We start from the raw sequence: 24532 nt of genomic DNA, 5'->3' as shown, positions 1-24532 counted from the left end.
TTTGATCGCACTCTTCCAGACAGAATGCGCAAAACCTGTGGGACGTAGCGTACGGATCACACCATTTCGTTACGAATCCATTCAACCACCGACGTGCGTTTCGGTGCCCAGCCCAGCAGTTCGCGGGCGTGTTTGCCGCGTACGCGGCTGTTGGAGCCGAGGCCGTAGTTGGCCATTTCGTAGCCCCATTCGGCTTCGGCGTCTTGCAACGGCCAGTCTTGCGGTTGACCCAGGTTCAGGGCTTCGGCCATGGCGGTGGTCATGTCGATGAACGATGCTTCGCCGCTTTCGACGAAGTAGAAAGTACCCGGTACGTTCTTGGTCAGCGCCAGCAGGTACAGGGCGACGACGTCTTCGATGTGCACGTTGGACCAGATGTTCTGGCCAGTGCCAACGTGGCGCACCACACCGCTTTTACGCGCCTGTTTGAGCAGACGCGGCAATTGCACGCTGTCGCGGATAACGCCCAGGCTGTGGCCGTAGATCAGCGTGTTGCAGATCACCGCCGAGTTCACGCCGTCGTTCGCCGCTGCGAGGATCAGGTTATCGATTGCCACGCGCGCTGCTTTGTCGACAGTCGGCTCTGGCAAGTTGTCTTCGTAGTAGATGACATCGCTGGACTTGCCGCCGGATGCATCGCCGACGATGCTCGAACCGCTGGTGTGCAGGAACACTTTGCTGGAACCGCGCAACGCGTCGAGCAATGCTTCGACGGCGCCGCGATGGTCGCTGCTGGCGGCGTTGATTACTGCGTCGGCAGCACGGGCCTGTTCGGCGAGCAATGCTTTGTCGTCGAGGGTGCCGATGACCGGGGTCATGCCCAGCGCCTTGAGCTCAGCCGCTTGTTCAGGGTTGCGCACCAGACCGGTGACTTGATGCCCGGCCTTGACCAGACCGCTAGCGATGGAGCCGCCGATAAAACCGGCAGCGCCGGTGACGAATACGTTCATGGAGAAACTCCCTGCGTGAATAAGTGATGGGTCGAGTATCGGCCTGTCGGTCCGAGGGAAAAACCCGCCCTCGACCAATTCACTCTTGCGCAGAGGTCACGAATCAGCCCTTGAAATCGGCGCTGGCGTAAGCGGCGAGTTTGCTCTGGATAAAGTCGAGGAAACACTGAATGCGCAACGCCAGTTGCGAGTTCCGGTAGTACACGGCGTTGATCGGCTGGCGATAACCGCTGTTGAATTCAGCGAGCAAGACTTTCAGGCGCCCGGCCCGAATGTCATCGATGGTCATGAAGTGCGACAGGCAGGCGATGCCCTGCCCTTCCAGCGCCAGATGGCGCACGGTCTCGCCGCTGGAGGCGCCGATCGCCGGGTTGATCGGCCAGCGGTCACCGTGCACGTAGCGCAGCGGCCATTGGTTGAGGCCTTCGTTCTGAGTGAAGCCGAGCAAGGTGTGTTCGCTCAAGTCCGCGACTTGCTGCGGCGCGCCATGTTTTTTCAGGTAAGCGGGACTGGCGACGATCAGCAGCGGACTGCAACCGAGCGAGCGCGCATGCAGCGTCGAGTCAGCGAGGGTGCCGATACGGATGGCGATGTCGGTGCTTTGTTCCAGCAGGTCAATGATCAGGTCATTGCTGTTGAGTTCGAGCTGGATGTCCGGATAGAGACGGCGGAATTCGTCGATATACGGGACCACTGCGTGGAGCATGAACGGTGACGCGGCGTTGATCCGCAGGCGCCCGGACGGCGTTTGCTGGCGCGAGGACAGGCGTTCTTCAAGTTGATCCATCTGATCGAGAATCAGCTTGGCCTGCTCGAAGAAATACTTGCCCTCCTCGGTCAGGTCCATGCGCCGCGTGGTGCGGTTGATCAGCGTGGTGTCGAGCTTGGCTTCCAGCTTCGACAATGTGCGGCTGACCGCCGACGGCGTTTGCCCGACCTGTTCGGCGGCAGCGGAAATCGAACCGCATTCGATCACGCAGACGAAAATCTGCAACTCATCGGATCTGGCTTTCACGGGTGTCCTCAAATCGATTGGCCTGCTCCGCAGGCTCAGGCCTTCGATAGTAGCCGAGCATCAGCCCTTGAGGCCAAACACCTCGCTCAGATGCTGCTCATAACGCGCCACATCAGCCTCGATATTCGGCCGCTTCATCACGTCCACACAAAGGAACGTCGGCAACCCGGTCATACCGAGAAACTCGTTGGCCTTGTGGAATGGGAAGTACACCGCGTCGACGCCTTTAGCCTCAAAGAAATCCGTCGGGTCATCGAAGGCTTGCTGCGGTGCGTTCCAGGTCAGCGACAGCATGTATTGCTTGCCCTGAATCAGACCGCCGCTGCCGTACTTCTGCGACGCATCGGAACGGGTGCGGCCATCGCTGGCGTAGAGGCTGCCATGGCCCTCGGTGAAGACTTCGTCGAGGTACTTTTTCACCGTCCATGGCGCGCCCATCCACCAGCCCGGCATCTGATAAATGATCACGTCGGCCCAGAGAAATTTCGCCACTTCTTCGGCAATGTCGTAGCCCTCGTCGATGAAGGTGGTTTTCACATCGAAGCCGCCACGATCCAGCACGCTCAACGCGGCTTCATGCAGAGTGGCGTTGTAGCGACCGTCAGAGTGGGCGAATTTTTTACCGCCATTGAGCAACAGCACTTTTTTCATGAGAAAGCCTCGGCGCAGCCATTGGGCTGGATGGAGAAGGGAAACTGGAATGGCGGCAGATTAACGATCCGCCTCGCGCGGAATAAGGCCCGATCGCGCAAAATACATTTGATCAAAAAGCACGAATCCATCGCCGATTGTTGCAATAACATCCGCGGCATTCTGAATGTGAGGAGTCGTTGTGATGAGTGAACGTTTGGGTTTTATCCTGCACGCCAAGACCCGCCCGGAACAATCCGAGGCTTTCGAAGCGCTGTTTCGCGCCTACGTCGAACCGAGCCGCGCCGAGCCAGGTTGCGTCGAGTACCACATGCTGCGTGATAAGGAAGATCCGACGCTGTTTATCTTCTACGAGATCTGGGCGTCGCAGGCGCATCTGGATGTGCACTCGAACCTGCCGCATATGAAGGCTTTCTTTGAGCGGCGCATGGATTATCTGGAACGTGATTTTGATATCCGCCAGATTGAAATGCTCAGCGAAGCTTCGGCTAACCGCTGATCAATAAATGGGCGCCAAGCGCGCCCATACCGATAAAGAACACCCGCTTGAACAGCACGGCGCTGATGCGTTCGCGCAGCCATTGGCCCAGCAACATACCGAGAATGGCCGGGATCAGCGCCAGCAGCGAAGCACTCAGTTCGCCGCCACCGAGGGCGCCACGCCAGAGCAATCCTGCGGCCAATGCCAGCGTCGAAACGGTGAATGACAGGCCCAGTGCCTGCACCAGTTGATCGCGGTTCAAGCCCAGCGCTTGCAGGTACGGCACCGCCGGAATCACGAAGACGCCGGTGGCCGAGGTGATTACGCCAGTGATCAAACCGCACGCCGGACCCAGCCAGCCTTCATGGCGCGGATTGACACTCAGCGTTGGCAGAAACAAACCACTCAACGCATAGAGCAATAACGCCGCGCCCAACCCGCGCACCACCCAATGCCCGCCCGCCATGCCGATCGATAACGTGCCTATTCCGGTGCCGAGGAAAATCATCAGCAGCATCGGCCAGAGGCGTTTGCTCAGTCCTTTCAAGTGCCCGCCGAATGCCAGTTGCCAGACATTGGTCAGGGTTGCCGGGATGATCAGCAAAGCGGCTGCCTGCGACGGTGCCATAGCCAGACCGAGCAAGCCCATGGCAACAGTGGGCAGGCCGAGGCCGATCACGCCTTTGATCAGGCCGGCGAGGATGAACGTCAGGATGACCAGTAAGGACAGGGCCAGACCGAGGTTTTGATAGAAGTCCGCGAGTGTGTTCATGGCGCTACTGTGCGCCAGTCGGGGTTGGCTGAAAATCTGCCATATACTGATGGTGCCTCTCTTTTAGCAAGAGGCTGATTATTCCATTGAGGCTTCTGGCCCATTCGCGAGCAGGCTCGCTCCCACATTGGATGTGTGTCGTACGCAACTCCCTGTGGGAGCGAGCTTGCTCGCGAAGGGGCCAGCCCGAACACCCTAAAACCAGAGGCCACCCTCATGCACTTCGACCTCACCGACCTGCGCCTCTACCTGCACATCCTCGACACCGGCAACATCACCGCTGGCGCCGTCCGCAGCCATTTATCGCTGGCCGCCGCCAGCGCCAGAATCCGCGCAATGGAAGCCTCGCTCGGCATCGATTTCCTCGAACGCGGCCGTCGTGGCGTCACCCCGACGCCGGCCGGTAAAGCGTTGGCCCAGCACGCGCGCATCCTCCTGCAACAGGCCGAACGCCTGCAGCAGGATCTGGCCGACTATGCCCAAGGCGTCAAAGGTCAGGTGCGTTTGCTGTGCAACACCACGGCGATCACCGAATACCTGCCGGAAGTACTCGCGGACTTCCTGCGCGATCATCCCAATCTCGACATCGACTTGCAGGAGTTGCCCAGCGCGCGCATCACCCATGCCTTGCGCCAAGGCGCGGCGGACCTCGGGATCGTCTCCGATGCGGTCGACACCCACGGTCTGCAGACCCGGCCCTTTCGCGACGATCCATTGGTGCTGATCCTGCCCCCTGAGCATGTTTTGGCGAGTCAGGCGTCGCTGACGTTTGGTGAAACCCTGGCGCACGACTACGTAGCGCTTGGCAGCCACAGCGCGTTGGCGATTCACCTGGAGGAACAGGCGCTGCACATCGGCCAGCGCATGTCGATCCGGATCCGTGCCGATGGCTTCGAGGGCGTCATGCGCATGGTGGCGCGAGGTGCGGGGCTGGCTATCGTGCCCAAGGTGGCCATCGAGCGCTGGGCGGCGGTGCACTCGGTAACGTGCCGGCCGCTGGACGAAGTCTGGGCGCATCGCACCTTGCAACTGTGCGCACGGGACTTCGACCACCTGCCCGGTTACGCCCGGGCCTTGTTTGATGCGCTGGTGCCTTGACTCTACCGCTAGGGGCAGACTCTATCCTGTGAGCTTCATTTCAGGAGTACACACAATGAGCAAACGAATGCTCGTGATACTGGGTCACCCCTCCACCGACAGCTTTTGCGGGGCATTGAGTGAGACTTACGTTCAGGCCGCCAAGGACGCCGGGCATGAAGTGCGGCTGCTGCGTCTGGATGCGCTGGAGTTCGACCCGGTCCTGCACGAAGGCTACAACAAGGTGCAACCACTGGAGCCGGACCTGCTGCAAGCCCAGGCCGATATCACCTGGGCTGAACATCTGACATTCGTCTATCCGATCTGGTGGGGCGGGATTCCGGCACTGTTGAAAGGCTTCGTCGACCGGATTTTCCTGCCGGGTTTCGCCTTCAAATACCGCGAAGGCAAAGCCTTCCCCGACAAGCTGCTCAAAGGCCGCACCGCGCATTTGCTGGTGACCATGGACACGCCGTACTGGTACTACAAATGGATTTACGGCATGCCGGGGCTGAATCAGATGCGCAAGACCACGCTGGAATTCTGCGGCATCAAGCCACTGAAGACCCTGACCTTCGGGCCGATCCTTGGCTCCAAGCCAAACCAGCGCGATGCCTGGCTGGAACAGGCGCGCGTGACCGCCGCCGTCTAAGGCTTTCCAGCCGCCTCAACTGACGGCGCACAAGTCGCCGTCAGTGCCTCTTCGGGCTTCCTCCACGAGCCCGTCCGTCGCCTGTGCACGTCATTTACGCGCAGTTGCCATTTTCAGATGGTATTGGACATATAATCGCCGCCGATCCGGCATGACGCCCGATCGCGCTACGCTATGTTTGACCATCGAGACGGACCTTATGTATATCGGCAAAGCCGCCCAGCTGTCGGGCACCACAGTCAAAAGCATTCGCCATTACGAAGAAATCGGCCTGTTGCCCGAGCCCAAGCGTGAAGGCAAATACCGTATCTACAGCCAGCAAAGTGTCGAAGTGTTGACGTTCATCAAGTGCGCCCAGCAACTGGGCTTCAAGCTCAAAGAGCTGCAGGTGATCCTCAACAACTACCGCGGCGACGAATTCCCGTGGGACATGGCGCAACGAGCCATTGCCGAAAAAAAAGCCGAACTGGTGACCCAGATCGGCGATTTGCAGCAATTGCATGATGGCCTTGAGGCGTTTGAACACAACCTCAACGACGCCCGCCAGGAATGTCAGTTCGAGCGCATCGCCCGCTATGGCGAAAAAAACCCGGTCAATACACTGAACTGAAAACCCTGCTGCGCCGCATGAGCAGACTCGCCTGCCGTCTCAGGGCAGGCGCGCACGCACGTTGGCGAATCAGCCCGGCACCGGCTCCCCCTCTGTGCGCAGTGCTGGGGCCGGCGCATGCACCGGCGCAATCGCCGCAAAGAACCACGGCGATACCAGTGTTACCAGGACAATGGTCATGACCCCGCTGGAAAACAGCGCCATCGCCACCAGTGCGCCGAGATCGACAATCGGCTTGAAGTCGGAAAACAGCAGCGCCATGAAGCCTACGGAGAAGATCACCACGTTGATCACCGTCGAGCGGCCAACGCTGTGCATCGCCTGCAAAATAGCCGCGTCGATCTCAATGCCCTGCTGCACCAGCAACTTGATGCGCGACAGCAGGTGCACCGCGTAATCCACCACGCCGACCACCAGGAACGTCACCAGCGTCGTGCCGATGTTCAGCTCAATGCCGAACAGGAACATGAAGCCATAGACCGTCACCGACGTGGTCAGCAAGGTCAGCATGCCGAGCACACCGAGGCGCACCGATTTGAGCCAGTACATCATCATCAGCGTGACGACCAGCAAGGCCAGGGAAAAACTCAGCACCTGGCCCTGAGTGATTTCCTGCAACACCCCGGTCCAGATCAACGGCGTGCCGGCGTGGGTCACTTCCAGGTTGGCCGGTTTATTCACCAGCAACCAGGCATCGAGGCGATCGAGCATGCCCTGATAGTCGCTGGCGACGGACGAGGTCATGGTGTACAGGGTCAAGGCCTTGGAGAAATCGGCGTTGAGCACGTTGTTCAGGTCCGAACCGCCACCGTTTTCGAACAGCATCACGTGCTGTTCGATCAGCGAATTGCCCGGCACTTCAAACTGCTCGACCTGCCCGTCGTCATTGACCGAGGTGACCTTCTCCACGGCATTCGGCACCCGCAGATACTCCGGGTTCATGTCGTTGAGCACCAGGTTCATGCGCTTGACGTACGTGGCCAGCGAGTAGCCGTAACTGACGTTCGGTTGCTGCTTGATGAAGTGGTCGAGCTTGTCGATGAACTGCACCACTTCGGTGGTCAGCACGCCGCGCGGCTCTTTGCTGTCGATCGCGATCCAGCCCGGCGCCGTGCCCGCTACTTTGGCGTGGTTGATGAACTGATCGGACACGCGAATGTGGCTCTCAGGCTTGAAGTAAGCAATGCCGGAGTCTTCGATATCGACGCGGAAGGTGAACACGGTAGCCAGTGCCAGCAGCGGCAGAATGACCATCAGGATCGGTTTGCGAAAGCGGATCATCCAGGCACAGAACGCCACCAGATACCGCGAGATGATCGATTCCTTGTGTACTTCAGCCTTGGCCTGCTGCGGCTGATCCTTGCCCCAGATCGCGATCCACGCCGGAATCAGCAGCAGCGAAATGATTAACGCTGCCGTCAGACCGATCGACATGAACACGCCGAAATTGCGGATGCTGACAATGTTGTTGGTGGTGGAAATCATGAACGTGGCGATGGTCGTCACGGTCGTCAACACCACCGGCACCACCATCAGACGCTGGGTTTCACGGTTGGCCTCACGATTGCTCTTGCCCGCGTTTTTCTGCTCGTAATATTCAGCCATCACGTGGATCGCATCGGAGCAGCAAATGGTGAAGAGGAACACCGGCAGCACACTGGTCAACAGGTCGAACGGCACCCGCAACAGCGCCATCAGGCCCAAGGTCCAGATGGTGCAGAACAGAATGTTGAACAGCGGCAGCAGCACGCCCAGTGGTTTGCGGAAGAAGAAAATCAGCAGCAAGGTAATCAGCAAAAACACGATCGGAAACAGCACGGCCAGGTCATGATCGATGATCTCCTGCTGCGCGGCGATGAAGATCGGCATGCCGGCAATGAAGATTTCGTCCTTGTACTCCGGGTGTTCGGCCTGATATTGCGCGACGATGCCGCGCACGATCTGATAGGCGCGCAATTGCGCCTGAGCGTCGTCCTGCTTGGTGCCAAGTTCGGCCACCAGCATCGCGACTTTCTTGTCCTTGGACACCACCCCGTCGACCATCAATTCGTTGCCCATGATCTGCGACTCGACCAGCGCCGGGTCCATGTCATAGGCATTCAGGGTTTTGTGGATCAACAGCTCGCCGTCGTCGGTCAGGACGATGTTTTCCAGGTCGCCCATCGAGGCCATTTCGCGGATCGGGTTGATCCGCTCGGCGAGAAATGTCAGGAACAGCTGATCATGGGAATCCCAGTTTTGACTCTGGGCATGATCACGCAAGGCCTTGGCGTTAGCGTAATCGTTCTGCGAAAAGCCACCCTCGAGAATGTCCCGGGTCAACAACTGCGCACGGCTGTCGTCTGCATGCCGGGCGACGATCTGTGCCAACTGCTCCTTGTCGGCATCGTTGGCCAGAATCATCTTGCGCACTGATTGCGACATCGAAAACAGTGCGTTGAGCGTCGATTTGTTGAACACCGTTTGCGGGTTGTTCAGCGCCACCATGACCGAGTCGAACGTGCCGGTGAATTCACCCTGCAAATCGATGATGGTCTTGCGCGCCGGGTGGCTTTCCTTGAGCAGATAAGGGTTGGTGTCGGACACCAGCGCGCCCAGCGTATAAGTGAAATACGCCGTAATCGCCACCAGCAGGAAAACAATCGCCCGCGCATAGCGCTCGACGAAATTCAGATATCTTTCCATGATCATGCGGTTCCAGGTCGTCGGGGTCGGCGCTTAGCGGGCAGACACGGCAAATTCCGGCAGGTCACCGGTTTTCAGCCCGCGTTTGATGGCGGTCTGGGTGAAGAGGCGATCTTCCAGAGAAACGTTGTACTGCAACTGGTTGAAGCGCATTTCCGAACGCGTACCGTCGATGAAGTGCTCGGTTTCACTGAGCACGATGCTGTCGATCGAATCGATGGTCGCGACTTTCTGCGTGCGCATCTGCTTGATCAATACACCTTTTACGTCGAAGAAATCCTGACGCATGACCAGGAAATTCTGCTTGTCGATCCACACCTTCAGCTTGTTGTAACCGGTCTTGGCCAGCACTTCGGGGGACGCCGGTTCGCGCTCGATCACGTAGCAGTCGCGGCCCTTGATCTGTTCTTCGCCGACGAGTTTCTGCGAATAGTCTTTGACGCGGATCTTGTCCAGATCGGCGTACGAGTACTCACTGCCCATGAACGAGCCACGCTTGTCGGTGGTGGAGATGCGGCGGGTCTGGCGGCTGACTGGCAGGTACATCCACTGGCTGTCTTCCAGGCCAAGGGTTTCGTGCGGGTTTTCGATGTGGAAGGCCACGTCACGGACGTCAGTCGGCGCGGAAAAGTACATGCTGAACTTGTCGCTGTCCGGGTAATCCTTTTGCAGATAGGTGAACTCGCGAACCCGGGTATTACCTTTCTTGTCATGCAGGATCAGCGAAACCTGGGACATGAAGCTGTTCCCGTCATTGCGATCGCGTACCTGACGGATGATCTCATCGGCATTGCCAGCCTCGGCGGCACTGGCGCAGGCGCTACCGAGGATCAATGCGGCGGTGGTCAGACTTTTCAAAAACGGCAACATAACAACTTCCTTTTCGTTGGATGAGTGCACCTGCGCGAGCGCGGCAGGCGTGATGGGTCAGAACAGATAACCGGCCGACAGCCGCACTTGATCGCGCTTGCTGTACTCGCCAAAAGACCTGTCGGGTTTGCCGAAGAACACATCCACTTCCAGGCCGAGCTTGATGTAGTCCACCGGCTTGTAGGTGAAGATGCCTTGCAGCAATGCGTTGTCCTGAAACGGTGGTGAGGCAGCAGCGACCAGACGACTCTTGAGACGGTCCTGCCAATGGGTGCCTTCGGCCGACAGGGTGAACAGCGGTTCGCGTTTGTCCTGCAACATGCCGTCCTGCCAGTCGAGCAACACCTGCTCCTGCCATTGCGCGGAGATCAGCCAGTCGCGCAACAGGTAGTCGACACCCAGCAGCGACTTGACCATGGGCGTGCTGTCGGCATCGTAGGCACGCGTCGGATTGGTCACGCGCCAGTTGTCGAAGTACGCGACCTCACTGCGCACCACGATGCTGTGCCCGGCGTCGATCGCCAGCCCGGCACCGCCCATGGTGTAACGGGGAAACTGCCGTTCCAGCCGAGTGCGACCGTCGTCGGCGAGGCCTTCGACCGCGTACACCGGGTCCTGCTGACGCGCGCTCAAGGCGACAAAACTGGTGTCCACCGCGCCGATCCGGCCGTTGGCGCTCAGGCCATAGGAATAGCCTTTGTCGCCGTCATAGCCGGGCTTGGAATCGAGCAGGAAATACTGCGGGTCCGGCGCGGCAAACAGTGGTGCGGCAAATTCACTGCCCTCAACCGGCGCCTGGTTTTTCACGAAGTCAGTGATCCACAGCGCCTCCAGTTCCCACTCGCCCACCGGTTGCGCAAAACGAACCATCGGCACAGCGATGCGGCTGTCTTCGAGCAACGGCGTCAGACCGTCGCGATAGTCCAGCGGGTTGATCTGATCGAGCACGCGCAATTCATCCGCGCGGCCCCAGACCACTTGCTGCCAGCCCACCGTCACTTCGCCGTCACCCAGCGAATGACCAACGTAGAGGTGCCGCCAATCGGCGTCGAAACGGTACTTGTCTCGCGCCCGTTCGCTGTACGGATTGTTGCCGTCATAGCGCGCGTCGTAACGCACGCGACCCTTGGCCTTGTAGTAACCGCCCTCCCAGTTGTCTTCCAGGTTGGCTTTGAAATACACGGCTTTTTGCGTGACCTGATCGTCGCCGTGCAGACGCATGGCCGTGGCCACGCCGACTTCTCCGTCGGCGTAATCGGGCTTCAGATCAGCGACGGTAAATTCGGCCATCGCGGCGGGCGCAGCCATGCACGCCCACACCGCACCCACAATGTGACTGTTGTGAAATCGAAGCATCGCTACATTCCCAACCCGACACCGCCATCGATCACCAGACTCTGCGCGGTCACCCCGCCAGCCTCGGGGCTGGCCAGGTAACGCACCATCGCCGCGACTTCTTCGCTCTGGATGAAACGGCGCATCGGCAGTTTCTTCTTCGCGTTACGCACGATCTGCTCCTGGGTCAAACCGGCAATTGCCGCTTGCGTCGCCAGTTCACCCTGCAACATCGGCGTATCGATCCACGCTGGCAGAATCGCGTTGACGGTGATCTGCCGCGAAGCGAGATCCAGCGCCAGCGCCTTGGTCATGCCGACGATGCCGTGTTTGGACGCGCAGTACGCGGTGTTGCGCACCTTGCCGGCACGACCGAGGATCGACGACATGTTGATGATCCGCCCACGGTCGGGCATCAGCGCCAGACACAACGAGGTCACGTAGAACGTGCCATTGAGGTTGACCGAAATCACCTTGTGCCAGTTGTGCAGATCTTCCGGTTCGTTCTCGTTGCAGATGCCGGCGCTGTTGACCAGCACATCGACGTATTCGACTTGCGAACCGAGGGTTTTAAAGAACGCTTGCATGGCCGGCAGGTCGGCAATGTTCGCCGCGTGGGTTTCGACCCGCGCCTTGATTTGCTCCTGTTGCTCATCGACCCAGCGCTGCAGTTCGGCCAGATCGAGATCCAGCAGGATCAGGCGATTGTCGGCGTCGGCGGCAAAGTTCTCGGCAACCGCGCGGCCGATGCCTTTGGCCGCACCGGTGATCAGAATGGTCCGGCTCATGGCATTTTCAACCCGCCGTTGACCGACAGGACCTCCCCGGTCAGGTACAAACCGCGATCGGCGAGGTACAGCACCGCTTCGGCGATTTCTTCCGGTTCGGCGTAGCGTTTGATCAACAGACGCGACTGGATTTCTTCTTCCTGACTGCCGATCAGCGCCGTACTCATCTCGGTCTTGACGATGCCCGGGGCGACCGCGTTGACGCGAATGTTGCGCGGCGCCAGCTCCACCGCCAAGGCACGGGTCAGCGATTCGACCCCGCCCTTGGCGGCGGCATAGTTGCTTTGGCCTTTGCCGGGCTTCTGCGCCGCCACCGAACTGATGTTGACGATGCAACCGCTGCGCTGGCGCAACATGCCCGGCACCACCTGCTGACAGCAGAGCATCGTGCCGATCAGGTTGGTCTGGATCACCTCGACCAGGTCGCGCGCCGACATCGTCGCGAGCAAGCCGTCACGGGTGATGCCGGCGTTGTTGACCAGCAGATCGATACGCTGAAAATGCTGATCGACCCGTTCGAAAAACGCCTTGATGCTGTCGCCGCTGCTGACATCGCACTGCAATGCCAGACAATCGATGCCCAACGCCTGTACCTCATCGCGCAAGGCCATCGCCGCGACTTCATCGCGCACGTAACTGAACGCGATCTGATAACCCGCCCCGGCCAGGGTCTGGACAATCGCCCGACCGATGCCGCGACTGCCACCGGTCACCACTGCTACTTTATTCGGCATGACCGTTCCTTAAAGCGAGTTGTCGGTTTTGAACTGCGCGAGGCTGAAGCCATGAGTCGCCGCCAGTGCACGAATCTGCTGCACTTGCTCGCGGCTGATGTCGCCGTAGGAGTAGTGCTGTTTCATCCCGGACAGGCCCATCAGCACCGACTCGGCCATGCACGCGTACAACTGACCCTGTTTGAGATAGGCGCGAACGTTTTTCACCAGGCCATCGCCCAGCGGCGTCTGCACGATGCCGCCGTGCATGTAGAGCACGTCGGAGCGTTGGCTAGCGAGGTTCTGGTCAACGTTCAGCGGCACGGCGATGTCGCAGATCACGCTGTTTTCGGCGAAGTGTTCGGCAAAGAGAAACGGCTGCGGTGCGTTCGCTGCGCAGAGCACGATGCGTGCCTGTTTCAGCACATCAAGATCGTTGCTGACGGTGATGAAGGCATTCGCGCCCAGGCGTTCTTCGACCAGTTTCGCCACGCGCAGGCCTAGATCGGCACTGCTGCCGTGGGCCTGCAACAGCGCATCGATTCCATCAATTTGCTGCAGGCGACGGGCGAGGCGATCGTGTTCGGCGACACCCTTGAGAATCGCGCGGGCGGCTTCGGCGTAAATCTGTTGCGCGGTTTTTTCCAGACGACGCAGGGAACCGTCGCGGCCGCTACCGATGAGGATCAGGTGCTCGACGCTGGTCGACAGCAGCGAGGCGTAGGTCGAGGCGATGTTGCCGGCGGCACCGACCACTGCAGCGGTCTGCTCGCCCAGCTCAAGGCCTTGCTGCTTGCAGCCCTGTTCGATAGCTTCCAGGCCCATGCCGATGGTCAGCGCGTTGCCGGAAGTCAGCGCCATGTCGGGAATCTGCAGCGCCTGGCAATTGTTGGTGACGATCGAGGTGTACATGCCCAGCCCGGCGACGCTGTAGCCGTCGGCGCGGGCATCCTTGATACGGTTGCCGACTTCTTCGCGGATGGTTTGCAGATCGCCGCTGGCGATGTACGCCGCCATCGCATCGGAATCCATGCACAGCGGGTACAGGGTGAACTCCACGGCGGTGCCGAGTTTCGAGCGAATCTGCACCGGGCCGATTGGCGCGGCACGGCGCTCGGGGGCCATGCGTTTGATGAACTCGCGTTTCTGTTCAGCGCTCAGGGTCGACAGTGAAGGATCGACGTCGCTGAGCATGTCTGAATCAATCAGATGGTTGATGAACGCCACGCGGGCCACCACGCGTACGTTCTCATCAGACTTTGGGCGGGTTTCGGCCTCCTTGAAGCTGACCTCACGCGCCGGTACATCAGCGATGCTGTCGGCACACACCCCGGCGGCCAGCGGGAAGGCATCGCGGCGGCGCAACATGTCGCAGACTTTCTGCAAGGAGCCAATCAAGCCGTCGATTTCTTCGAAGGTGATGCACACCGGCGGTTCCAGACGGATCACATTGGCATTGCTGCCCGACGGCGCCACGCGCAGGGATTCGAATTGCAGCAGGTAGCCGGCGATGATGTAGCCCAGCGCATCGTTGTACTGCGCCGAGGCCTGAACCAGTGAACTGGTGCCGGTCAGGTCGTGCAGTTCGAAGCCCAGCAGCAAGCCGCGCCCACGCACGTCGGCGATGACGTCCGGGTACGCTGCTTTGAGTTCCAGCAGCGAAGCCTTGAGGTACTCGCCCTTCTTGTTCACGTCCTTGAGCATCGCGCTGTCGTTCTCGAACAGACGGCGCAAGGCCGACAGGGCGATATGGCAGGACGCGTCATCTTCGGCAAAGGTCGAACTGTGGATGTAGCTGAAATCGTTTTCGTAGTGGCTGGCGCGAATCACCGTCGCGGCGATTTTCATCAGGCCACCGCCCAGCGCTTTCGACAGGCAGTAGTAATCACCCTGCAAGTTGAAATGGCTGGCGCCAAGCAAGGTGCCGGTGCGGCCGAAACCCGATTGCACTTCGTCGATGATCAGCGGGCATTGCTGCTCGTTGCACAGACGCCGCAGGCCCAGATAAAACTCATTGGCAAACTCGTTGATGCCGCCCTCGCCCTGAATCGGCTCAAGTAATACGGCGGTGATCGCACTGAACGCCTCACGGCGAACCTGCAGGGTTTCGCCGCTCCATTCCAGGCTCAGCCAGTGACGCACGTGGCGGGCCGGCAGCTCTTGCAATTGCTGGGGTTGCTGCGGGTCGATGAACTCGACGTTGAGGCCGAAACGGGCGAACGGCTTGCGGTACTGCTTGCCATAGGTCAACTGAACGGTGTTCACCAGTTTGCCGTGGAAGCTGCCGCGTACAGCGAGGAACACCGGCTCGACATGCAGTTGCGCCAGGTTGTGCTGACGCACCGCTTCGGCCACTTGGCGCACGGTGACGCAGGATAGATTCTGCGGCAGCAGACCGGCGGGCAAATCGAGATCGTCGATGTCCAGTTCGACGTAAGCCTTGTCGCTGGCAACCAGATTGGCGAGGGCGAAATCACGCTCGTCGAATTGCTTCTGCAGGTTTTTCTGACGACGGTATTCGGCGTGCTTGACGGCGATTTCCACCGACTCTGCGCCACTGTTGGAGAAGGTCGAAATGTAGCGTTCGCTGTTGTTCAGCTCACGGTTGAACGCTTCACTGAGCTCTCGCCCTAATTGACCGGCCGCACCGCGCACCGACATCTGCGCATTGAACGGCACATCGGCACGCAGCAGGTCGACGAGTTGATCGACAAATTGCGGATCGTTGTGGCCATACAGCGCGGCGCCGTAACCGCCGAGGAAGTCGGTGACGGTCACTTCATCGCCCTGGCGGTCGCGGTAAAACAGTTTGCTGCCCAGCGCTCTGTGGAACTGGCATTCGAGGCCCAGAGCCTGCATCAATTCAACGAATTTCGGCCGTACGTAATCGCGGTAATCCATGACAGTTCTATCCCTTGAGTAAAAAATCAGCTGCGTTTCGTTGCGTGCCGACGGTCAGTCAGCCGCGTGAAATTCGAGTTGGTAACCGGCGCTAAAACCGTTGTCGTCGCGGTTGATGACCAGGCAATCGTGGAGCACGGCATCGCGCGGCCCGCCGATAACGAACGGCAGATGCGCATCCAGCGGTTGCTCCAGGCCACTGACCGGCGGGATGCTCTGCGCCTGCAAAGCCAGCCGGGCAAAGATCAGGTCAACCAGGCTCGGTGCACCACTGAGCATGCCGGTCAGCGGCGTGCTGCTGGTGATGTGCGCGGCGCCGGTTCGCGCCAGCGTGCGGGCCAGATCGGCATCCTTGTGCGGATCGCCAGTGGCGCTGCTGATCAGCAGATCCACCTGTTTGTCCGGCAAGCTCAGCGAGTCCAGACGCGGATGGGCGAACAGTGCTGTCAGGCAGGTTTGCGGCCCTGCCGGCAGGTCATCGGCGCGGCGCAGTACCAGCGCCGCCGCACCTTCGCCGGCAATGCCGCCACGGCCCCGGCGATCAAAGGCACGCAGGCTTGGCGAACCGTCGGTGCTGATCACCCCCACCTCGGCCAATGCGGCGAGGGCCAGCGGATCCAGTTCACTACCCGCGCCCACCACAATGGCCGCATCGATCCGACCGCTCTGCAACGCCGCGCAGGCTTCGCGCAGCGCCGCCAGATTGCCGGCCACGCCTTGCATGTAGGCGTTGCATTCGCACTCAAGCTTCAAGGCCAGACTGACGACGCCGAGCAAACCGTTGCTCAGGCTCTTGAGCACCAGAAACGGATCGAGCGCGCGCTCCTGCAACACACGTTTGGCCAGACGCTGCATGTCGGCACCGCTCTCGGTCTGACATTCGTGCAGCAGTTCACCGTAAGACGCGAGCGAGGGATGGGTGTAACCGCCCTGGCAGCAATAGAGACCAAAACGCACGTTGTCGCGGCCCGGTTCAAGCCCGGCCTCGGCCAACGCCTGGCGCACCGCACTGACGCCCCAGATCACCGCCGGCGGGCAGTAACGCTGGAGGTTTTGCGCAACGTCCTGACGGCTACGTTGATGATCTCGATCAGCGATGTGCCCGAACGCAGTCACCCGCTCGCTGCGGAACAGCGACGAGTTCAGGGGCGAGATTGCGCTGCGCCCTTCGCGGGCCGCCGCCCAGAAACCCTCAACGCCCCAGCCGGTGGGCAATACACAACCGCTGCCGGCGATCGCGACACGTACAGTGGCGTCAGTCATTTTCCATGCTCCCGATATTTGCCAAGGGCCAGCGAGGTATTGAGGCCACCGAAACCAAAGGAATTGCTCAACGCGTAATCCACTCGGCGGCTGACGGCTTGCCCGGCGCAGTAATCCAGATCGCACTGTTCGTCGGCGTCATGCAGGTTCACCGTTGGCGTGACCAGATCGTTGAGGCAGGCCAACGCGGTGACGATGCATTCAGGGGCGCCAGCGGCCGCGATCAGGTGACCGAACTGTGATTTGTTGGCGCTGACGGCCAGGGTTCGATAATGCTTGTGCTCGGCGAACACGCTTTTGATCGCCAGGGTCTCGGCCACGTCATTGAGCGGTGTCGAAGTGCCGTGGGCGTTGATCAGATCAATCTGCTGCGCGCGCAAACCGGCGTCATCCAGCGCGGCCTGCATCGCCAGTGCCGCACCGCGTCCTTCCGGTTGCGGTGCGGTGACTTTGTAGGCATCCAGACTGCTGCCGAAACCCAACACCTCGGCATACGGCGTGGCGCCACGGGCCAAGGCATGTTCGAGGCTTTCCAGCACGACAAAACCACCGCCCTCGCCGGCAATCAGACCGCTGCGGTCACGATCGAACGGACGGCACAGATCCGCGCCCCAGCGCTGCTCACCCGACGCGGCACCGAGTAAATACAACGCGGCCATGGTGTCGAGGTTGAGCACCGAGTCGGCGCCACCCGCCAGCGCTACGCTGACTTCTCCGCGACGAATCATCTGGAAGGCATTGCCAATGGCTTGTGAAGCACCGGCACAGGCACTGCTGATATTGATCACCGGTCCTTCACAGCCCAGGTCGTCGGCGATTACCCGCGCCAGACGATCGCTGCTCTGGCGCAGTGAGCCATCGGCATTCACTTGCCCGGCCCGCGGCATCAGGTACGACCAACTCGGGATGCCGCCATTCGGGGCTTCAGTCAGCAGCATGTCGGCGAGCATGTGCTGCGGTGCTCCCGAAGCACACAGCACCGCCGCGCCCCGCAACTGTTCTGGCTGCAAGCCGCTGTCACCGACTGCCTGCGTGGCAGCCACCCAGCCAAACCGACTGCGCTTTTCCAGCGGCATCGTCCAGGCCGGATGGCTGTGCAGTTTTTCCGGCAACAGGCGCATGTCGACAGGCGCGGCATAACGCACCGCGAACGACGCCTCTTGCAAGTCGTCCGGCTGCCATGCCCGCACGCAATGTTCGGCGCCGAGCATTTTTTCCCAGAGGGTCTGCCATTCGAAACCGAAACCGGTGACGGCACCCATGCCGGTGATCACAATCCGTGTCGCACTCATGCGTGCTTCTCCATGGTTTCACTGGCCAACAGCAATGCGCCCCAGTGACCGGCGCGAGTGTGGCTGACGAGCAGCGTGTAACCCGGTGCCGCCGCCGTATCACCGCTGAGATGCAAAGTCAGTGCGGCCTCTGTCAGCAAGCCGCTGGCGCCCAGTTCGCCGGTCATGGCGCGAGTGCTGCGAATCTCGCGCGGGAAAGCTTCGAGCAACTTCATCACTTGCCCGTCAGCGCAATTGCCGACGATATGCTCGACGTCGCCGACCCGCAGTTTTTCGACGCTCAGGACCTGATCGATGACGCGCCGACCCACCGCCACAGAGCGTTGCGGATCGTTGCTGTAACCGCGGGCAAATCCGGCAATGCGCACGGCGTGTGCCGCACCCGGCGGCGGTGTCGACGCCAGCAACAGCGCGGCGGCGCCCTCACCGAAAATCGCTTCGTTCGCCTGATCGGGCTCGCGCAGATACAGGGCCGGGGTCAGGTTCGGGCTGCTGCTGACCACCAACACGGCGTCGGCATGTCGCTCGCCAATCTGCTGGCACGCTTCGATCAGCGCATCCAGCCCGGCGTTGTCCTGAGAACAAAATCCACCCATTGGCCCATGGCAATTCAATGCTTCAGCCACATAGGCCATGACGCTGCTGTTGAGCAGGGTCAGCGCATGCAGGGGCGGTGTGTTGGCCAATAACTGCGCCAGGTGTTTTTGCGGCTGTTCGATGATCGCCTGCACCGCATCCCAGCAAGGACTCGGCGCGTCGACTTCAGGAATGGCCGCTGTCAGGGCAATGCGTGACGCGGGCAATTGCAGCGCCGCCAGCGCTGGCGCCAGCCGTGCGGCGCAATGCAACAGGCGCAAGCCCTGCGGTTCGACGCTGCGCTGGATCTTGCGATCAAACAGATCACTGGCCAGTCGCGGCGTCGGCAAGGCAAACGCCTGACGCTGTGCGTCAAAGGCCAGCGGTTGCGCCGCGCAGGGTGTGCCGAGCAAGTCAGCGCATTCACTGCCCGCCACATTCAGCACCGCAGCGGCATTCAGGTAGATGGCTCGGTTCATGTCATGCCCTCCCCAGAACCAGCGAGCTGTTGATGCCGCCAAAGCCGAACGAGTTGGACATCACCACGCTGATCGGCTGTCGCACCGGCTCGCTCAAGAACTTCAGCGAAGGGTATTCGGCACGCTCGGGGTCGTAATTCAGGGTGGGCAACAGCACACCGTCACGCAGGCTCATCAGCGACAGCACCGCTTCGATCGCGCCACTGCCTGCCAGGGAATGCCCGATGGCGGACTTGTTGGCGGTGAAGGTCATGAAGTCCTGGCAGCCGCCGAACAGACGCTGCAGCGCCAACGCTTCACAACTGTCATTGGCCTGCGTGGAGGTCCCGTGGGTGTTGACGTGTTGCACGGCGCTGCGCAGCAGCCCGGCATCTTCGACTGCTGCTTCCATGCATTCCTCGTATTTACTGCCATCGCGGCTGCTGGAGGTCATTTTCTGTGCCTCGCAGACATTCGCGTACCCCAACACCCGGCCCAGTGGCGCAGCCTTGCGCCGTTGGGCGTGTTCAGCGGATTCGAGAATGACCATCGCCGAGCCTTCGCTGAGGACAAAACCGCTACGGTCAGGCATAAACGGGCGGCTTTGTTCGCTCGCCGGCAAGTCGGCCTGACAGAGCGCGCCGAGGCTGTTGAACATGTAATAAGGCAGTTCGTTGGCCATCAGTTCGACGGCGCCGCAGATAGCCAGATCGATCTCTCCGCGCTCGATCGCCCGGTAAGCACTGCCGATGGCCATAGTGCCGGCGGCACAGGCATCGGAATGGGTCGAGATGTGATCGCGGATGCCGAGCCGATCGGCCAGGTGCTGCGTCTGTTGATCGACCCGCCGGGTGAAAGTCGCGCTGGACGGTGCCGGACTGTCCAGCAGACGGTCGAGGTCGACGCGTCCGGCCTCATCCATGCACCGGCTGAGCCGCTGCAGGTCGTGGCTGTCGGCACAGTACTTGTTGGCCCCCAGAAACAGACCGCTGCGACTGTGAGCAAAGTCTGCCGGTGTCAGACCGGCATGCTCCAGCGCCTGCCGGGCAACGTATTCGGTCAGCACACTTTGCCGTGGGTGCAGCGCCGCGTTGCCGCCGAAACCGGCCCCGATGCGCTGCCACTGCGTATCGTCGATAAAACCGGCGGCGCTGTTGTTGAATCCCAGCGCCTTGAACCGAGGATGTTCGCGGACACAGGATTGCTTCCGGCAAATCCGCTCGAACAACGTGGCAGCGTCCAGCGCCATGGGCGCCACCAGACCGAACCCGCTCACATAGACTTCTCGTGCCCGCATGAGAACTCCTACACCACTTCTTTGGTGTGAGTGGTGACAAACTGCTCAACCAATTGACGGGACACTTCATCGCCATCCGCCGGCACCAGACGTGCACTGCACGCGCCGCAGACCACTTGTTGGCGCTCGTTCAGAACCGCTTGGTGAGCGTTGCAATCCGGGCACGCTGCCGGCAGGTAGTTAAAGAGATTGCGGCACTGGTTGGCCCAGTTACGCACGGTGGTCGCAGCGAAGACCTGAGCCGGCTGCATGCCCGCTTTCAGTTGATCCGGGGTGTAGGCGCTGAGGCTTTGCTCAAGCAGGTGCTTGCCACTTTCGGTAATGCGACCGCTGGCGAGAAACTCGCTGGCATCCCCGCAAACCGCCACCGCATGGTCAAGCACGCTGGTTTTCGGCAGTGTGCAGCCATATTGGCGGCCCAGCTGGAAGCTCAGGTCGACGATGTCCAGCGAGTCGGCACCGAGGTCTTCGACGATGCTGCTGTTTTCTTCGATGTCATTCGCATCCATCACCAACAGCTGTGCGAGGATTTCGCGAGTGCTGGCAACGACATGTTCCAAGTCCAATGGATTGTTCATTTCTATCTCCCTATATGTCGTGACTACTTCATGAATTCGACTTATGAAAAGTAACTTTTCCCACAGCAACTTCTCACGCGGCGGGAATCTAAACTCTGCCCTTAAGGGGAGAGTCAACGAACTATTCAAGGTTTTTTTACAACTCGAAAAAAGTCTGCAACCCCCCACTGAAACCGCACCTCCTTGTTGCGGTGAGCGACTTATTTACTTAACAAAGACGGGGTATGGTGGGGCGCCCGCGGTATCAGGCAGGTTGACTATCGAAAGCAACTAAGGACGCAACGGAACAGACGTACTAAAAGTAAAAACCAGACAAGTAAAATAGTTATAACTTCATAGCCTTTGTTTTAGATCAATACTGCCGTTAATTGATTTTGCTGGAAGGTTTACGTCTCCATTCGTAAAACCTGGCAGCGTTTCTGGATATCTGCATGTCGAGCACAGACATCTGGGCCAAGGCACGGCGCTATAGGGTGCAGCTTCCGTTTGATCGCCTTGTCTGGAGCCGACACATGACCGCCCCTATCACCGTTCTACGCGACACTCATCCGCTGCCGGTACTCGATGCCTGCAAATGGGAAAAACTCGAAGGCGACCCGCACACCGTCAACCTCAACGCCTACACCAGCGAAGACGGCAGCAAGATCATGGGTACGTGGATCTGCACACCGGGCAAATGGCGCGTCGATTATGTGAAGTGGGAGTACTGCCATTTCCAGGAAGGCTACTGCGTGATTACTCCGGACGGCATGGCGCCGATTCATCTGCGCGCCGGCGATATTTTCGTGGTTGAGCCGGGGATGAAAGGCACGTGGGAAGTGGTCGAGACCGTGCGTAAATATTTCGTGTTTGCCTGATGCAAAAAAGCCGGGAGATCACCCGACGTGATTTCCCGGCAAACAATGTCTGATATACGCAAATCCCCTGTGGGAGCGAGCCTGCTCGCGAAAGCGGACCGTCAGTCACTTCCTTGTTGAAGCAACCGCCGTCATCGCGAGCAGGCTCGCTCCCGCAGTTTGTTCAGCGCTGCCCTTCAATTGCAGGCTTGCGATAGCTGTTGATGATCGCCGAGAAGTCTTTCCCGCCGTCACCGCGCTGGCTCATCGCCTGATACAACTGCTGCGCCACCGCGCCGAGCACCACCGGTTGGTGCGCCTGACGCGCTGCTTCGGTCGCCAACCCCAGATCCTTGAGCATCAGTTCCGCACCGAACCCACCGGTATAACCACGCGAGGCCGGCGCCGTTTCGACGATGCCCGGCCACGGGTTGTACATCTCCGAACTCCAGCAACGCCCGGTCGAGCTGTTGATGATCCCGGCCAGCACCGAGGTGTCGATGCCCAACGCATCGCCCAGCGCCATCGCTTCGCTGACACCGACCATCGAGATCGCCAGTAGCAGGTTGTTGCAGATCTTGGCGATCTGCCCGGTGCCGACTTCGCCGCAATGCACAATGTTGCGGCCCATTTGCGCCAGCACCGGTTGCAGGGTGGCGAACAGTTGCGGGGTGGCGCCGACCATGAAGGTCAGCGTCCCCGCCGTCGCGCCACCGGTGCCACCGGACACCGGCGCGTCGGCCATGGCCACGCCTTGTTTCGCCGCAGCGGCAGCCACATCGCGAGCGGTCTGCGGATCGATGGTGCTGCAATCCACCGCTGGCACACCTTGGCGGATGCCAGCCAGCACACCGTCCTCACCGAGCCAGACACTGCGCACATGCACCGCCGCCGGCAGCATGGTGATCACCAGTTCGGCATCTTCAGCAGCTTCACGGGCCGAAGCACGAATGCTGCCGCCCAGTTGCTCCAGTTCCGCCAGCACGGTTTTGTTCAGGTCGACCAGACTCAGCGAGTGGCCGGCCTTGATCAGGTTGCGTGCCATTGGCGCGCCCATATTGCCCAGACCGATAAATGCGATTTTCATGGTCGATTCCTCAGCGCAGGTTAATGGTGGTGTTTACGCCGTCGTTGACGCTGTCGTCATCGAACCAGCGCGCCGTGACCGTCTTGGTCTGCGTGTAGAACTGCACCACTTGTTTGCCGTACGGACCGAGGTCGCCGAGTTTCGAACCGCGCGAACCGGTGAAGCTGAAGAACGGTACCGGCACGGGGATAGGGATGTTGATGCCGACCTGGCCGACGTCGATTTCCGTCTGGAATTTACGCGCCGCCGCACCGCTCTGGGTGAACAGGCCAGTGCCATTGCCGAACGGGTTGGCGTTGACCAGCGCAATCGCCTGATCAAGGGTGTCGACTTCCAGCACCACCAGTACCGGGCCGAAGATTTCCTGGGTGTAGATCTGCATGTCGGTGGTCACGCCCGAGAACAGGGTCGGGCCGACAAAGTTGCCTTGCTCGTAGCCCGGCACCTTGATGTCGCGGCCGTCCAGTTCCAGCTTGGCGCCTTCCTTGATGCCGCTTTCGATCAGGTCGAGAATTCGCGCCTTGGCTTTCTTCGAGATCACCGGGCCGACGTCGGTGCCCGGCTCATTGCCGGCGTTGACGGTGAGTTTCTGCGCCAGCGCTTTCAAATCTGGCAGCCATTGTTTCGCCGCGCCGACCAGCACCACTACCGAGGTGGCCATGCAACGTTGCCCGGCGGCACCGAAACCGGCGCCGACCAGTGCATTCAGCGCCTGCTCGCGATTGGCATCGGCCAGCACCACGGCGTGGTTCTTCGCGCCCATCATCGATTGCACGCGTTTGCCGTGCTTGCCGGCCAGGTCATAAACGTGGGTGCCGACGGCCGTCGAACCGACGAAGGACACCGCTTTAATGTCCTTGTGCGTGCACAGGCCATCGACCACATCTTTACCACCATGAACCACGTTCAACACGCCCGCCGGAACGCCGGCCTCAATGGCCAACTCCACCAGCAACATGGTCGACAGCGGATCCTGCTCCGAAGGCTTCAAAACGAAAGTGTTGCCGCAAGCGATGGCCATCGGGAACATCCACAGCGGAATCATTGCCGGGAAGTTGAACGGGGTGATGCCGGCACACACGCCGATTGGCTGACGCAGGGTGTAGGTATCAACGCCGCCGGCGACGTTTTCAGCGAACTCGCCCATTTGCAGGCTGCCGATAGAGCACGCGTGCTCGACCACTTCCAGACCACGGAAAATATCGCCCTCGGCGTCGGCAATGGTTTTGCCCTGCTCGGCACTCAGGACGACGGCGATGCGTTTGGAGTGCTCGCGGATCAGCGCTTGCAGCTTGAGCATGATGCGCATGCGCGCGCCGATCGGAGTCAGTTTCCAGGTCTGGAAAGCACGCTGGGCGGCGCTGACGGCGGCATCGACTTCAGCGGCGGTGGCAAACGGCACTTTGGCCAGCACTTGTTGGGTGGCCGGGTTGACGATGTCGTGCCATTCGGTGGTCTGCGACTCGACCCACTCGCCGTCGATCAGTAGTTTGACCTTCTGCAGCGTGGTGTCGTTGGGCGTAAGCGATGCGTTCATGCTGGTCTCCGAAACTTGTTTTTATCGTAGGAGCCAAGGCGAAGGGTTCGCCTTGAGATGAGGCGTGTGTCACGAATTGGTTGTCGGACTGTTTTTGGAGTATAGATG

Annotated in this window: 22 protein-coding genes; 5 read left to right on the top strand and 17 right to left on the bottom strand. The window is 60.3% G+C overall.

The genetic code is table 11. The features are described from left to right. Positions 1–56: 56 nt before the first annotated feature. The 3 genes from AB4O11_RS12195 to AB4O11_RS12185 form a co-directional block, all read right to left on the bottom strand. A complete protein-coding gene (locus AB4O11_RS12195) occupies positions 57–950 on the bottom strand; it encodes an NAD-dependent epimerase/dehydratase family protein (RefSeq protein WP_099757936.1) in 894 nt (297 codons plus the stop codon). Positions 951–1053: 103 nt separating this feature from the next. Then, entirely contained in the window at positions 1054–1965 is a 912-nt protein-coding gene (locus AB4O11_RS12190) for a LysR family transcriptional regulator (RefSeq protein WP_116256485.1), read from the bottom strand. 60 nt (positions 1966–2025) lie between these two features. Beyond that, the gene (locus tag AB4O11_RS12185; protein WP_460130747.1) at positions 2026–2616 is read right to left on the bottom strand and encodes an NAD(P)H-dependent oxidoreductase; all 591 of its coding nucleotides are present in this window, start codon (positions 2614–2616) and stop codon (positions 2026–2028) included. A gap of 184 nt (positions 2617–2800) precedes the next feature. Here AB4O11_RS12185 and AB4O11_RS12180 point away from each other — a divergent pair, with 184 nt between their 5' ends. Further along, positions 2801–3115: a putative quinol monooxygenase gene (locus AB4O11_RS12180; protein ID WP_460089814.1), complete on the top strand. Its 315-nt coding sequence runs from the start codon at positions 2801–2803 to the stop codon at positions 3113–3115. On the opposite strand, the gene AB4O11_RS12175 is transcribed toward AB4O11_RS12180, so the two are convergent. After that, entirely contained in the window at positions 3105–3869 is a 765-nt protein-coding gene (locus AB4O11_RS12175; protein WP_460130745.1) for a sulfite exporter TauE/SafE family protein, read from the bottom strand. The genes AB4O11_RS12180 and AB4O11_RS12175 overlap by 11 nt on opposite strands. 216 nt (positions 3870–4085) lie before the next feature. On the opposite strand from AB4O11_RS12175, the gene AB4O11_RS12170 reads away from it, so the two are divergent. The 3 genes from AB4O11_RS12170 to AB4O11_RS12160 all read left to right on the top strand — a co-directional run bounded on the left by AB4O11_RS12170 (position 4086) and on the right by AB4O11_RS12160 (position 6208). Further along, positions 4086–4967 (top strand): LysR substrate-binding domain-containing protein, encoded by an 882-nt coding sequence (locus tag AB4O11_RS12170; RefSeq protein ID WP_093442329.1) that lies wholly within the window; start codon positions 4086–4088, stop codon positions 4965–4967. A gap of 55 nt (positions 4968–5022) precedes the next feature. Further along, entirely contained in the window at positions 5023–5598 is a 576-nt protein-coding gene (locus AB4O11_RS12165; RefSeq protein WP_137218889.1) for an NAD(P)H-dependent oxidoreductase, read from the top strand. 199 nt (positions 5599–5797) lie between these two features. After that, positions 5798–6208 carry a MerR family transcriptional regulator gene (locus AB4O11_RS12160; protein WP_034154373.1) on the top strand — a complete coding sequence of 137 codons (411 nt, stop codon included), beginning with the start codon at positions 5798–5800 and terminating at the stop codon, positions 6206–6208. Positions 6209–6277: 69 nt separating this feature from the next. On the opposite strand, the gene AB4O11_RS12155 is transcribed toward AB4O11_RS12160, so the two are convergent. From AB4O11_RS12155 to AB4O11_RS12105, 11 genes are read right to left on the bottom strand one after another with little or no spacing between them, the layout of a single operon-like run. Further along, positions 6278–8893, bottom strand: a complete 2616-nt coding sequence (locus AB4O11_RS12155; protein WP_460130744.1) for an efflux RND transporter permease subunit — start codon at positions 8891–8893, stop codon at positions 6278–6280. Positions 8894–8926: 33 nt separating this feature from the next. Next, positions 8927–9763 (bottom strand): outer membrane lipoprotein-sorting protein, encoded by an 837-nt coding sequence (locus AB4O11_RS12150; protein ID WP_095119577.1) that lies wholly within the window; start codon positions 9761–9763, stop codon positions 8927–8929. Positions 9764–9820: 57 nt separating this feature from the next. Beyond that, positions 9821–11119 (bottom strand): DUF1302 domain-containing protein, encoded by a 1299-nt coding sequence (locus tag AB4O11_RS12145; protein ID WP_460130742.1) that lies wholly within the window; start codon positions 11117–11119, stop codon positions 9821–9823. A gap of 2 nt (positions 11120–11121) precedes the next feature. Next, the gene (locus AB4O11_RS12140; RefSeq protein WP_454565773.1) at positions 11122–11886 is read right to left on the bottom strand and encodes an SDR family NAD(P)-dependent oxidoreductase; all 765 of its coding nucleotides are present in this window, start codon (positions 11884–11886) and stop codon (positions 11122–11124) included. After that, complete coding sequence (locus AB4O11_RS12135) at positions 11883–12620, bottom strand: 3-oxoacyl-ACP reductase family protein (RefSeq protein WP_093442345.1); 738 nt, start codon at positions 12618–12620, stop codon at positions 11883–11885. The genes AB4O11_RS12140 and AB4O11_RS12135 overlap by 4 nt, the downstream gene beginning before the upstream one ends. Before the next feature lie 9 nt (positions 12621–12629). Next, positions 12630–15500 (bottom strand): aminotransferase class III-fold pyridoxal phosphate-dependent enzyme, encoded by a 2871-nt coding sequence (locus AB4O11_RS12130; RefSeq protein WP_460130740.1) that lies wholly within the window; start codon positions 15498–15500, stop codon positions 12630–12632. A gap of 54 nt (positions 15501–15554) precedes the next feature. Further along, the gene (locus AB4O11_RS12125; protein ID WP_460130739.1) at positions 15555–16763 is read right to left on the bottom strand and encodes a beta-ketoacyl synthase N-terminal-like domain-containing protein; all 1209 of its coding nucleotides are present in this window, start codon (positions 16761–16763) and stop codon (positions 15555–15557) included. After that, positions 16760–18055 carry a beta-ketoacyl-[acyl-carrier-protein] synthase family protein gene (locus AB4O11_RS12120; RefSeq protein WP_460130738.1) on the bottom strand — a complete coding sequence of 432 codons (1296 nt, stop codon included), beginning with the start codon at positions 18053–18055 and terminating at the stop codon, positions 16760–16762. The genes AB4O11_RS12125 and AB4O11_RS12120 overlap by 4 nt, the downstream gene beginning before the upstream one ends. Further along, positions 18052–19110, bottom strand: coding sequence for a beta-ketoacyl synthase (locus tag AB4O11_RS12115; RefSeq protein ID WP_460130737.1), 1059 nt, complete (start codon positions 19108–19110; stop codon positions 18052–18054). Before AB4O11_RS12115 ends, AB4O11_RS12120 begins: the two co-directional genes overlap by 4 nt. A 1-nt stretch (position 19111) precedes the next feature. Then, positions 19112–20386, bottom strand: coding sequence for a beta-ketoacyl-[acyl-carrier-protein] synthase family protein (locus AB4O11_RS12110; protein WP_460130736.1), 1275 nt, complete (start codon positions 20384–20386; stop codon positions 19112–19114). 8 nt (positions 20387–20394) lie between these two features. Continuing rightward, positions 20395–20964, bottom strand: coding sequence for an acyl carrier protein (locus AB4O11_RS12105; protein WP_460089797.1), 570 nt, complete (start codon positions 20962–20964; stop codon positions 20395–20397). A gap of 512 nt (positions 20965–21476) precedes the next feature. On the opposite strand from AB4O11_RS12105, the gene AB4O11_RS12100 reads away from it, so the two are divergent. Next, complete coding sequence (locus AB4O11_RS12100) at positions 21477–21821, top strand: cupin domain-containing protein (protein ID WP_003177747.1); 345 nt, start codon at positions 21477–21479, stop codon at positions 21819–21821. Between the two features lie 163 nt (positions 21822–21984). Here AB4O11_RS12100 and mmsB read toward each other — a convergent pair whose 3' ends face one another. Next, a complete protein-coding gene (mmsB, locus tag AB4O11_RS12095; protein WP_093442369.1) occupies positions 21985–22887 on the bottom strand; it encodes a 3-hydroxyisobutyrate dehydrogenase in 903 nt (300 codons plus the stop codon). A 10-nt stretch (positions 22888–22897) separates the two neighbouring features. Then, a complete protein-coding gene (locus AB4O11_RS12090; RefSeq protein ID WP_038357437.1) occupies positions 22898–24424 on the bottom strand; it encodes a CoA-acylating methylmalonate-semialdehyde dehydrogenase in 1527 nt (508 codons plus the stop codon). Positions 24425–24532: the final 108 nt, after the last annotated feature.

It is taken from the genome of Pseudomonas sp. H1_D05, assembly GCF_054682705.1.
The sequence above is the reverse complement of the archived record's forward strand: the minus strand, read 5'-3'. Positions and strand labels throughout refer to the sequence as shown.